This window comes from Mesorhizobium sp. 43Arga (assembly GCF_053714255.1).
In genome coordinates, this window is the sequence record NZ_JBSKBO010000005.1 from 407,568 (window position 1) to 418,726 (window position 11,159).

Genomic DNA, 11,159 nt, shown 5'->3' on the forward strand with positions numbered 1-11,159 from the left:
ACCGATCAGCGACACGGCCTGAAGGGGAGACAGTTCATGGCACACGCAGTAACCGACGCGGTCAAATTCGCCTATTGGGTGCCGAATGTTTCGGGCGGCCTGGTGATTTCCAACATCGAGCAGCGCACCAACCATTCGGCCGAGTATAACCGCAAGCTGGCGCAGATCGCCGAGAAGGCCGGCTTCGACTATGCGTTGAGCCAGATCCGCTTCACCGCCGGTTACGGTGCCGACGAGCAGCATGAATCGGTCGCCTTCAGCCATGATCTGCTGGCCGCCACCACGACGCTCAAGGTCATCGCCGCGATCCTGCCCGGGCCGTGGAATCCGGCGCTCGCCGCCAAGCAGCTCGCCACAATCAGCTACCTGACCAATGGCCGCGTCGCCATCAACCTCGTCTCCGGCTGGTTCCGCGGTGAGTTCCACGCCATCGGCGAGCATTGGCTCGACCATGACGAGCGCTACCGCCGCTCCGAGGAATTCATCCGCGCCTTGCGTGGAATATGGACGCAGGACAGCTTCACCTTCCGCGGCGATTTCTACCGCTTCAACGAATATTCGCTGAAGCCAAAGCCGCCACAGCCTCTGCCGGAAATCTTCCAGGGCGGTTCCTCGCGTGCCGCGCGCGACATGGCCTCGCGTGTCTCGGACTGGTATTTCACCAACGGCAACACGCCGGCCGAGATCGCCAAGCAGGTGGAGGACATCAGGGCCAAGGCGAAAGCCAACAGCCATTCGGTCAAGGTCGGCGTCAACGCCTTCGCCATCGTCCGCGAAACCGAGGACGAGGCCAAGGCGGTGCTCGCCGAAATCATCGCCAAGGCCAACCCCGAAGCGGTCAACGCCTTCGGCCATGAGGTCAAGAATGCCGGCAAGGCCTCGCCGGAAGGCGAGGGCAACTGGGCGAAATCCTCCTTCGACGATCTGGTCCAGTACAATGACGGCTTCCGTTCGAACCTGATCGGCACGCCACGGCAGGTCGCCGAACGCATCGTCGACCTCAAGCGTGCCGGCGCCGATCTCATCCTGCTCGGCTTCCTGCACTTCCAGGAAGAGGTCGAGTATTTCGGCAAGCATGTCATCCCGCTCGTTCGCGAGCTGGAAAATGCCGCGCAGGCGGCGTCACTGGCAGCGGAATAGCGCTTTTCAAAAGGCAGGCCGGGCTGTCCGGCCTGCACACCGATGAGGTTCCCAGGCGCGCTCGATCGATCGGGCGGCGATGAGGTCGTGCGCCTGCTGAAGCAATCGAGGACGATTGGAATGCCGTTGGCCAGCTATGCCCTTGGAATGATGGACGCCTCGGTCTATGCGCCGGAAGTCTTTGCGCGCGGCCTGCCGTCAACGCTCCAGTCGTCCGCCGTTGACGTCGTGCCGGCAGGGTCGATCGCGGATGCCGCCGCTCCGTTGCTCTCGCTGCAAGGCATCGGCCTGTCGTTCGGCGGCGTCGTCGCGCTGGCCGATATCGATCTCTCGGTGAACCCCGGCGAGATCCGCGCCATCATCGGCCCGAACGGCGCCGGCAAGAGTTCCCTGATCAACGTCATCAGCGGCGTCTACCGGCCGGATCGCGGCCATGTCCTGCTCGATGGCATCCGTTATGACCAGGTGCCGACACAGCGGCTGGCGCATCTCGGTGTCGCCAGGACGTTTCAGAACCTTGCTCTGTTCAAGGGCCTCAGCGTCCTCGACAATGTCGCCTCCGGCCTCGCCTACAAGGTCCGCTCCAATTTTGCCGGCCAGGTGCTCGGCATCGGCCGCTCGCGTGGCGAGCAGCGCGACTGCTTGAGCCGCGCCGACCAGATCCTCGAATTCCTCGATCTCACCGCAGTCCGCGATCGTCTCGCCGGCACGCTGCCCTACGGGCTGCAGAAGCGGGTCGAGCTGGCCCGCGCGTTGGTCTCTGAGCCGCGCCTGCTTCTGCTCGACGAACCGATGGCTGGCATGACCGCAAGCGAGAAAAGCGAGATGGCAAGTTTCGTGCGCGCCGCGCGCGACCGCTTCGCCACCACGGTCGTGCTGATCGAGCATGATGTCGGTGTCGTCATGGGTCTGTCCGACCGCATCGCCGTTCTCGACTACGGCCGCAAGATCGCCGACGCCACACCCGACGAGGTTAGGAACGACCAGCGCGTCATCGATGCCTATCTCGGCGTCGCCTCCGACAATGAGGATGGGGCAGGCATATGATCGCCGATTTCGACTACCAGTTCTTCATCGAAGTGCTCGTCGGCGGCCTGCTCTCCGGCGTCATGTACTCGCTGGTCGCGATCGGCTTCGTGCTGATCTACAAGACATCGGGCGTGCTGAATTTCGCACAAGGCGCGCTGCTCTTGTTCGCGGCACTCACCTTCGTCAGCCTGGTCGAGCGCGGCGTTCCCTTCGCCTTGGCGCTGGTGGCCACCTTCGCCATCATGGTGGCGATTGGCATCGCCATCGAGCGCGCGGTGCTCAGGCCACTTACCAACAAGCCGCCGATCACCCTGTTCATGGCGACGCTCGGCCTGTCCTATATCATCGAGGGTGCTGCCCAGTTGATCTGGGGCACGCAGGTCCATGGCCTCGACCTCGGCATCGAGGATGTTCCGCTGGAAGTCGGAGGCGTGCTGATCAGCCAGTTCGACATCTTCGCGGCGGTGGTCGCCGCCGGTATGGTTCTGCTGCTGTCGCTGTTCTTCCGCTACACCCGCATCGGCCTCTCCTTCCGCGCCGTCGCCGACGACCAGTTCGCCGCCCTTGCAGTTGGTCTGCGGCTGCCTCTGATCTGGGCCACCGTCTGGGCCGCGGCCGGCCTTGTCGCGCTGGTCGCGGGACTGCTCTGGGGCGCACGCCTCGGCGTGCAGTTCTCACTGTCGCTGGTGGTGCTCAAGGCGCTGCCGGTGCTGGTGCTTGGCGGCTTCGATTCCATCCTCGGCGCCATCGTTGGCGGGCTCTTGATCGGCGCCAGCGAGAAACTCGCCGAGGTCTATATCGGCGACTATTTCGGCGGCGGCATCGAAAGCTGGTTCGCCTATGTCGTGGCGCTCGTCTTCCTGCTGATCCGTCCCTCCGGCCTTTTCGGCCAGAAGCTCGTGGAAAGGGTCTGAGCCATGGCCACGATCACAAGCGATCTCACCTCCGCACCGGTGCTGCCGAAATGGAGCGCGCCCGTGCTGCTGCTCGCCTTCGCCTATGGCGTCGTGCCGCTGATCGGCTCGAGCTATCTGTTCGAGGCCATCCTGCTGCCGTTCCTGGCCCTTGGCCTTGCCGGCGTCGGGCTGAATATCCTGACCGGCTATGCCGGCCAGGTCTCGCTGGGCAGCGCCGCCTTCATGGCGGCGGGCGCCTTCGCGGCCTATAATTTCAATCTGCGCATCGAGGGCCTGCCGCTGATCGGCAGCATCGTGCTCGCCGGCATTGTCGCCGCGGCGATCGGCATCGTCTTCGGCCTGCCAAGCCTGCGGCTGAAAGGCTTCTACCTTGCGGTGTCGACGCTTGCCGCGCAGTTCTTCGTGCAATGGGCGCTGACCAAGTTCAGCTGGTTCTCCAACGACTCGGCGTCCGGCGTCATCGACGCGCCGCGCCTGTCGATCGGCGGTCTGGCGCTGGATGGCGCCGTCGGCCGCTATCTCTTCGCGCTGACCATCGTCGCCTTCCTCACCTTCCTCGCCCACCGCCTGGTCACATCGCAGACCGGTCGCAACTTCATCGCCATCCGCGACAATGAAACGGCCGCACGCATCATCGGCATCCCGGTGCTGAAGACCAAGCTTCTTGCCTTCGCCATCTCCTCCTTCATCATCGGCGTCGCCGGCGTCATCTGGGCCTTCGCGTATCTGCGGACCGTCGAGCCGGCTGGCTTCGATCTCGACCGCTCGTTCCAGATCCTGTTCATCATCATCATCGGCGGCCTCGCCTCGATCCGTGGCGCTTTCTTCGGCGCCGCCCTGATCGTGGTCTTTCCGCTCGCTTTGTCCCGTCTCGGCGGCTTCCTGCTCGGCGATGTCTTTGACTCGGGCGTGCTCGATATGAGCCAGCGCATCGTGCTCGGCGCCCTCATCATCCTGTTTCTGATCCTGGAACCCGACGGGCTGGTGGCCCTGTGGGACAGGATCCGAAGACGGCTCCTGTTCGCCTGGCAGTCGACATGAGCCCCGCGGGGCAACCCGCATCGAACTGAAATCTGAAAATGAACTAGAGGCCGAACCAAGACGGTCCATACCGGGAGTATCTCGACCATGACTTTCCTCAGCACCATCAAGGCGGCGGCGCTGTCCGCAGCGATGATCGTGTCGGTGGCCTTGCCGGCCGCCCACGCCGACGAACAGTACTTTCCGCTGCAGAGCTATCGCGTCGGGCCCTACGCGGCCGGCGGCACCGGCTTCTTCGGCGGCTTCATCGACTATCTCAATCTCATCAACATCCGCGACGGCGGCGTCAACGGCGTCAAGCTGACCTGGGACGAATGCGAGACCCAGTACGAGGTCGAGCGCGGCGTCGAATGCTATGAGCGGCAGAAGAGCCATGCCGGCGCGGCCGCCTGGAACCCGCTCTCGGTCGGCATCGCCTATGCCATGATCGACCGCATCACCGCCGACAAGGTGCCGCTGATCACCGTCAATCATGGCCGCACTGATTCCACCGACGGCCGCGTCTTCCCTTACGTCTTCCCGCTGCTGCTCAATCCGTACAGCGAGACATCAGGCATCGTGAACTACATCGCCTCCAAGGAAGGCGGCATCGACAAGCTGAAGGGCAAGAAGATCGTCGTGCTCTATCACGGCTCGCCCTACGGCAAGGAGACCATCCCGATCTATGAACTGCTGGCGCAGAAATACGGCTTCACCGTCCAGCAGATCGAAGTGCCGCATCCCGGCAACGAGCAGCAGTCGCAGTGGCTGACCATCCGCCGCGCCAAGCCGGACTTCGTCGTCCTGCGCGGCTGGGGCGTGATGAACCCGGTGGCGCTGAAGACGGCCGTCAAGGTCGGCTATCCCGTCGACCACATCGTCGGCAATGTCTGGTCGAATTCCGAAGAGGACGTCATCCCGGCCGGCGATGCCGCAAAGGGCTACACCGCCATCACCACCCAGGCCTCCGGGAACACCTATCCGGTGGTGCAGGAGATCGTGAAGACCGTCTACGGCGCCGGCAAGGGCAATCTGGAAGACAAGTCGCGCATCGGCTCGGTCTACCACAATCTCGGCATCGTCAACGGCATCCTCAATGTCGAGGCGATCCGCGTCGCGCAGGAGAAATTCGGTCACCGCACGCTGACCGGGGACGAAGTCCGCTGGGGCTTCGAACACCTCAAGCTCGATCCGGCCAAGGTTGAGGCGCTCGGCGCCAAGGACCTGTTCCACTCCATCAATGTCAGCTGGGACAACCACGAAGGCGAAGGCTACGTGACCTTCCAGCAGTGGGATGGCAAGAAGTGGAACGTCGTCTCCGACTGGATCGCGCCCGACTGGGCGCTGCTGCGGCCAATCATCGAGAAGTCGGCCGAGGCCTATGCCGCCGAGAAGGGCATCAAGCTGCGCACCGCCGATGATGCCAACGCCGTGACCACCAACTGACCAGCCAATGCCGGGCGCCACGGAGCTTTCCGTGGCGCTCGGTCCTTACGGTTCCCAAACCGGGGAAGAAGAGCCCATGCCGGACAATGACGTCATCCTTGCGGTGGATACGATCCATGCCACCTATAACCACGCCATCACGGCGCTGCATGGCGTCAGCTTCGAGATCAGGCGCGGCGAAATCCTGGCGCTGCTCGGCGCCAACGGCGCCGGCAAGACCACCACGCTGAAGGCCGTCTCCAACCTGTTGCCGGCCGAGCGCGGCCAGGTCAACGCCGGCACCATCCGTTATGAAGGCGCCGATGTCTCGCGCCGCAAGCCGGGCAACCTCGTGCGCGCCGGCCTGGTGCCGGTGCTGGAAGGCCGTCACTGCTTCAAGAGCCTCACCGTCGAGGACAATCTGGTCGCCGGCGGCATCGGCCGCAGCGGCCGCCGTGCCGAGATCAGCGGGGATCTCGAGCGGATCTACGCCTATTTCCCGCGGCTGAAGGAAAAGCGTCGGACATTGTCCGGCCTGACCTCGGGCGGCGAACAGCAAATGACCGCGATCGGCCGGGCGCTGATGTCGCGACCGCGCCTGCTGGTGCTCGACGAACCGTCGATGGGGCTCGCCCCGCTCATCGTCCAGGACATCTTCCAGACGCTGAGAAAACTGAACCGCGAGACCGGCCTGTCGATCCTGGTCGCCGAGCAGAACTCGGCGGTCGCGCTGCGCTATGCCGACCACGCCACGGTGCTCGAAAACGGCGTCTCCGTTCTCTCCGGCGCGGCTGCCGATCTTCGCCAGCGCGAGGACGTGCGCGCCTTCTATCTCGGCCAACAACCCTCGCCGGCTGCCAAACCCGCTAATCTCCATGCCGTCGCCTGAACAAAATCTCAAGGAGCAGTGAAATGACCGTCTCGACCGTCAAGACCGACCACGCCTCCGCCGCCGTGCCGCCAGTCGCAAGGCCAGCCGGACCGGCGCACATCATCAGGGATGACGCCGAGGCGATCGCCATCGCCCAAGCGCTTGCCGCCGAATTCGCCAAGGACTCTTCCAAGCGCGACCGCGAGCGGATATGGCCGGTCGCCGAACTCGATGCCTTCTCGCAGAGCGGCCTGTGGTCGATCAACGTGCCCAAGGCATTCGGTGGCCCGGAAGTGTCCTACGTGACGCTGGCCAAGGTGATCGAGATCATCTCGGCGGCGGATTCCTCCATCGGCCAGATCGCCCAGAACCATCTCGGCGTCATTGCCGCGATCCGCACCGTTTCCGACGCGGAACAGCAGAAGCTGTTGTTCGCCGAAGCGCTGAACGGCACGCGGTTCGGCAATGCCTTTTCCGAGTTCGGCTCCAAGCGCGCCGCCGATTTCGAGACGCGCTTCACCGATGCCGGCGACCATGTCGTCGTCAACGGCCGCAAGTTCTATTCCTCCGGTGCTTTGCTTGCCCATCTGGTGCCGATCGTCGCGCTCGATGACGAGGGCCGCGCCTGGTATGCGATTGCCGACCGTGGCGCGCCGGGCCTGACCGTCATCGACGACTGGTCGAGCTTCGGCCAGCGCACGACCTTGTCCGGCACCGTCATCATCGACAATGTCAAGGTGCCCAAGACTTTTCTGGTGCCCGGCTACAAGGGCTACGACAGACCGACCGCCGACGGAGCCATCTTCCAGATCATCCAGGTGGCGGTCGACACCGGCATCGCCCAGGCGGCCATCGACGAGACGGTTCACTTCGTCAGGACGAAGAGCCGCGCCTGGATCGACAGCGGCGTCGACAATGCCTGGGACGATCCCTACACCATCCAGGCGGTCGGCGACCTGACGCTGCGCCTGCACGCCGCGCAGGCGCTGCTCGAAAAGGCTGGCCTGGCGATCGACAAGGCGGTGGCCGAGCCGACCGCCGAGACGGTGGCGCATGCGCAGATCGTCACCGCGGAGGCGAAGATCCTGTCGACCGAGATTGCGATCGCCGCGGCGAACAAGCTGTTCGAGCTGGCCGGCACACGTTCGACGCTGGCCGAGCACAATCTCGACAGGCATTGGCGCAATGCCCGCACCCACACGCTGCACGATCCGGTACGCTGGAAGTACTCGATCCTCGGAAAATATTTCCTCAATGGCGAAAACCCGCCGCTGCACGCCTGGAGCTGATTTCCCATCGGCGGGCCGGGTGGCCCGCCACTTCAAACTTCGACATCCAAGAGGCCCACTGCCATGTCAAACCCCACAGTCGTCGGTTTTTCCGGCAACATCACCCGGCCGTCAAAGACGCGCGCCTTCGTCGAACTGGTCACCAGGGACATCGCCGCGCGCCATGGCCTGTCGGCTGTCACCTACGATATCGAGGATGTCGGCCCCTCGCTCGGCACGGCAAGATGGGCGCGCGACCTCGACAGCCAGGCGCAACCGATCCTGGCGCAGATCCTCGCCGCCGACGTGCTGGTGGTCGGTTCGCCGACCTACAAGGGCAGCTATACCGGCCTGTTCAAGCACTTCTTCGACCTGATCGATCCGGCCGCGTTGCGGGGCAAGCCCATCGTGCTGACCGCGACCGGCGGCGGCGAGCGCCATGCCCTGATCGTCGAGCATCAGTTGCGGCCGCTGTTCGGCTTCTTCGAGGCCTTTGCCTTGCCGACCGCCGTCTATGCCACCGACAAGGATTTCACCGACGGCGTGCTGCGCTCCGAGGCGATCCTGAAGCGCGCGGCGCAGGCGGTCGACGAGGTCGGCTTCGTGCTGGCCAACCGCTCGGCAGGCAGGATCGCCGCCGAATAGCAGCCGACGGCGGATTTCGCCGATCGGAATCGGCACGGGCGGTACCCTCGCTTACGTGCAATTTACGACCGGCCGCTACAAAGTTCCTGTCTGATTCGTCCGGGACAGGAACACCATGAGCAAAGCCCTTACGACCTTCGCACTCGTCGCCGTGCTGACCGCCTTGCTCATGGCGCTGAGCCTTGCGGTGGCCCGGCACGGCTATCCCTACGGCGCGATCGGCGTCAGGCGGCTCGACGGCATCGCCGATGCCGGAACCTTCATTCCGCTCGCCGCCGTCTTCTTCTTCAGCGCGCTGTTGATGATGATCCTGCCGATCCGCGCGGCCAGCATCGTTCTCACCCATGCCGCCGACGCCATTTTCTGGACGGTGATCGTGCTGTTCGCCACCATTGTCGGCGGCCTTCTCGCCCGATGGGCTTTCGGCCAGGGCAGCGCTCTTCTGGCATTGCTGAACTGGCGGTTCCTGTTTGCCGTCGCCATCGTCGGCTGTCACTTCTTCATGAACGAACTGCGCCGCAACGTGCTGTTGCGCAGCCTGTTCTTCGGGGTCTTCGCCGCCGCAACGCTCGCCTGCCTGTTCTGGTCGTTCACCCTCTAGAAAGGCGGAAATAGTCGTTCCCCTGTGTCGAGCTGCCGGGACGCCGCACCGCTTGTCGTCGTGCATCCCGCACGCCGCAATTTGCGCAAATTTACAATCGGCGCGGCCGCCGTTCCCATAGTCTGGCTCCATGGAAAAAGAACAAGGAACTGCGAGGATGAACCGTCGCGGATTTGCCAAAAGCCCCATCGCGGCGGCTTTTCTCGGCGGTCTCACCGATCGCAGCGCCTTCTCACAGGAGAATACGACAATGGCCAAGCCGACGCCGTTCAAGATTGCCATTTCCGATGACCAGCTCGCCGAACTCAAGATGCGCCTGAGCCAAACCCGCTGGCCGGATGAACCCGCCGGAGCCGGATGGATGACTGGTACGAATCTCGACTACATGAAGAGGCTGACCGACTACTGGCTGCATGACTATGATTGGCGACAGGCCGAGGCCGGCCTGAACGCACTGCCGAACTACAAGGTCGATATCGAAGGCATTGACCTGCATTTCGTCCATCAGCCGTCGAAAAAGAAGGGCGCGACGGCGATCCTCCTGCTGCATGGCTGGCCGGACAGTTTCTACCGCTACCACAAGGTCGTGGGTGCGCTGGCGGAGGAATTTCACGTTATCGTGCCGTCCATTCCGGGGACCGGCTTCTCCGGCAGAACGGCTCTCCCCGCCGACAAGGTGGCCGACATTTTTGCTCACCTCATGAATGACGTCCTGAGTTACGACAGGTTCATCGTGGCTGGCGGCGATCTGGGGTCGGTGATCGCCATGTCGCTGGCGCAGCGCCACTCTGACAAGCTTATCGGCTCCCATCTGACCGATGTGGGCTACCCGGACCAGACCACGGATTTTGGCGCCCTCAGCGGGCCGGAGCAGGGCTACGCTGGGGCGATCCAGCAATGGTTCTTCATGCATGGCGCCTTCAATCTGGTCCAGGCAACAAAGCCGCAGAGCCTCGCCTTCGCCATGAATGACTCGCCGGTCGGACTTGCCGCGTGGATCATGAGCTTCATGGCCGGTATGGGGGTCGGCGATGAGGCCGACGCCAGATTTGGTCGCGACGCGCTTTTGACCAACATCATGATCTACTGGCTGACGGAAACGGCGGCCTCGTCCTTCCGCCTCTACAATCAAAACGCGATGCAGCCGCCGACCATCAAGGGAAAAAACACGGGGGTGCCGGTGGCGGTGGCGACTGAAGCGCCGATCCCAGGCGGCGTTCGCTTGCCGCGTGAATGGGCGGACCGCCAGACCTCGGGAAATGTCGTGCAGTTTCACGATATGGAAAAGGCGGGCCATTTCGCGGCGTGGGAAGATCCCGCATTCTATATCGAAGACATCAAGCAATTCGCTGCGCTTGTTACGAAATAGCGCAAGCCGTGAATCATCCGCCGGGCGAAACCTTCGCCCGGCGTCAGATCTTGTGAACCGCATCGAGGTTGGAGGGCAGAGAACCCATTATCTTCTTTATGGATTTGATCATGTGCGGTTGATCCGTATAGCCAAGATCGAAAGCCACGGCTGCTGCACTATCGCCGACCTTCAAGCGCCGAACCGCTTCCTGTGCGCGGCGGATCAACTGGAAATCTTTCTGCGTAATACCAGTGGTGTTCTTGAAATGCTGTTGCACCGAGCGTTTTGAGGCGGCCTTGGGCTTCTCGGTAAAGGCCCTGGCCACGACGTCGTCGGACGCAAGCAGCCCTGCAGCGATCATCTCATCGACAAGAGCTTCGGCGTTCAGGAATGTCGGTAGCGGCAGCTCCACGCCATCCAATGAAAATTCGTCTTCCTCCACATCCAGGAAACGGACCGCCGCGCCGGTTCGCACCTCTTTGTCACACGCAAGATAGACATGCGCGGCAAATGAGATGACAACCGAGTGCTCACCCTCGACATATGGAACGTCGACGGGCTCGGTTGCCTGGCCGCTTAAGAACACCACGGAAATGCCGTCCGGCGCGACGCTGCGGATCAGATCCCACGAGCCGTCCGGTGTAGCTTTGTAAATCCCGTCGCTCAAACACACAGTTTGCCAGACTGTGTCGATCCAGGGATGGGGGGATGACCGGCTCGTATGTTTTTGGACCATGTTCGGCAATTGCTCCGGTAAAACCGCGACAGCGATTCATCAACGCGGACGGCACAGTTGTATCCTTGCGCAACGGCGTCCAGCCCTTACAGGCGATTTGTGCAAGACGCACCCACTCCGACCTGGGGTAGCGATCGGCCAGTCCGGCGTTGTCGT

The 11,159-nt window shown here is 63.2% G+C and carries 11 protein-coding genes; 10 read left to right on the forward strand and 1 reads right to left on the reverse strand.

All coding sequences use genetic code 11. The features are described 5' to 3' along the window. Positions 1-36: 36 nt before the first annotated feature. From sfnG to ACWGS8_RS20170, 10 genes are all read left to right on the forward strand, one after another. On the forward strand, positions 37-1,140 hold the full coding sequence (sfnG, locus tag ACWGS8_RS20125; RefSeq protein ID WP_454582554.1) for a dimethylsulfone monooxygenase SfnG: 1,104 nt from the start codon (positions 37-39) through the stop codon (positions 1,138-1,140). A gap of 120 nt (positions 1,141-1,260) precedes the next feature. Further along, positions 1,261-2,187 carry an ABC transporter ATP-binding protein gene (locus ACWGS8_RS20130; RefSeq protein WP_454582555.1) on the forward strand — a complete coding sequence of 309 codons (927 nt, stop codon included), beginning with the start codon at positions 1,261-1,263 and terminating at the stop codon, positions 2,185-2,187. After that, entirely contained in the window at positions 2,187-3,083 is an 897-nt protein-coding gene (locus ACWGS8_RS20135) for a branched-chain amino acid ABC transporter permease (protein ID WP_454582657.1), read from the forward strand. The genes ACWGS8_RS20130 and ACWGS8_RS20135 overlap by 1 nt, the downstream gene beginning before the upstream one ends. Positions 3,084-3,086: 3 nt before the next feature. Further along, positions 3,087-4,127: a branched-chain amino acid ABC transporter permease gene (locus ACWGS8_RS20140; protein ID WP_454582556.1), complete on the forward strand. Its 1,041-nt coding sequence runs from the start codon at positions 3,087-3,089 to the stop codon at positions 4,125-4,127. Positions 4,128-4,214: 87 nt separating this feature from the next. After that, positions 4,215-5,552 (forward strand): ABC transporter substrate-binding protein, encoded by a 1,338-nt coding sequence (locus ACWGS8_RS20145; protein ID WP_454582557.1) that lies wholly within the window; start codon positions 4,215-4,217, stop codon positions 5,550-5,552. Positions 5,553-5,628: 76 nt separating this feature from the next. Then, entirely contained in the window at positions 5,629-6,420 is a 792-nt protein-coding gene (locus ACWGS8_RS20150) for an ABC transporter ATP-binding protein (RefSeq protein WP_454582558.1), read from the forward strand. 23 nt (positions 6,421-6,443) lie between these two features. Beyond that, positions 6,444-7,691, forward strand: a complete 1,248-nt coding sequence (locus tag ACWGS8_RS20155; RefSeq protein WP_454582559.1) for an SfnB family sulfur acquisition oxidoreductase — start codon at positions 6,444-6,446, stop codon at positions 7,689-7,691. Positions 7,692-7,754: 63 nt separating this feature from the next. Beyond that, positions 7,755-8,315: an FMN reductase gene (gene msuE / locus ACWGS8_RS20160; RefSeq protein ID WP_010913050.1), complete on the forward strand. Its 561-nt coding sequence runs from the start codon at positions 7,755-7,757 to the stop codon at positions 8,313-8,315. Between the two features lie 115 nt (positions 8,316-8,430). Beyond that, a complete protein-coding gene (locus ACWGS8_RS20165; protein WP_454582560.1) occupies positions 8,431-8,916 on the forward strand; it encodes a hypothetical protein in 486 nt (161 codons plus the stop codon). A 157-nt stretch (positions 8,917-9,073) separates the two neighbouring features. Continuing rightward, entirely contained in the window at positions 9,074-10,285 is a 1,212-nt protein-coding gene (locus ACWGS8_RS20170; protein ID WP_454582561.1) for an epoxide hydrolase family protein, read from the forward strand. A gap of 43 nt (positions 10,286-10,328) precedes the next feature. Here the strand turns inward: ACWGS8_RS20170 and ACWGS8_RS20175 are convergent, their stop codons facing one another. Next, positions 10,329-10,934 carry a helix-turn-helix domain-containing protein gene (locus tag ACWGS8_RS20175; protein WP_454582562.1) on the reverse strand — a complete coding sequence of 202 codons (606 nt, stop codon included), beginning with the start codon at positions 10,932-10,934 and terminating at the stop codon, positions 10,329-10,331. Between the last annotated feature and the right edge of the window lie 225 nt (positions 10,935-11,159).

Excerpts from the sequence above, each read along its gene's own strand:
- ACWGS8_RS20130 (WP_454582555.1), top strand. The coding sequence starts at position 1,261 with ATGCCGTTGGCCAGCTATGCCCTTGGAATGATGGACGCCTCGGTCTAT.
- ACWGS8_RS20170 (WP_454582561.1), top strand. The coding sequence starts at position 9,074 with ATGAACCGTCGCGGATTTGCCAAAAGCCCCATCGCGGCGGCTTTTCTC.
- sfnG (WP_454582554.1), top strand. The coding sequence starts at position 37 with ATGGCACACGCAGTAACCGACGCGGTCAAATTCGCCTATTGGGTGCCG.
- ACWGS8_RS20165 (WP_454582560.1), top strand. The coding sequence starts at position 8,431 with ATGAGCAAAGCCCTTACGACCTTCGCACTCGTCGCCGTGCTGACCGCC.
- ACWGS8_RS20140 (WP_454582556.1), top strand. The coding sequence starts at position 3,087 with ATGGCCACGATCACAAGCGATCTCACCTCCGCACCGGTGCTGCCGAAA.
- ACWGS8_RS20145 (WP_454582557.1), top strand. The coding sequence starts at position 4,215 with ATGACTTTCCTCAGCACCATCAAGGCGGCGGCGCTGTCCGCAGCGATG.
- msuE (WP_010913050.1), top strand. The coding sequence starts at position 7,755 with ATGTCAAACCCCACAGTCGTCGGTTTTTCCGGCAACATCACCCGGCCG.
- ACWGS8_RS20155 (WP_454582559.1), top strand. The coding sequence starts at position 6,444 with ATGACCGTCTCGACCGTCAAGACCGACCACGCCTCCGCCGCCGTGCCG.
- ACWGS8_RS20150 (WP_454582558.1), top strand. The coding sequence starts at position 5,629 with ATGCCGGACAATGACGTCATCCTTGCGGTGGATACGATCCATGCCACC.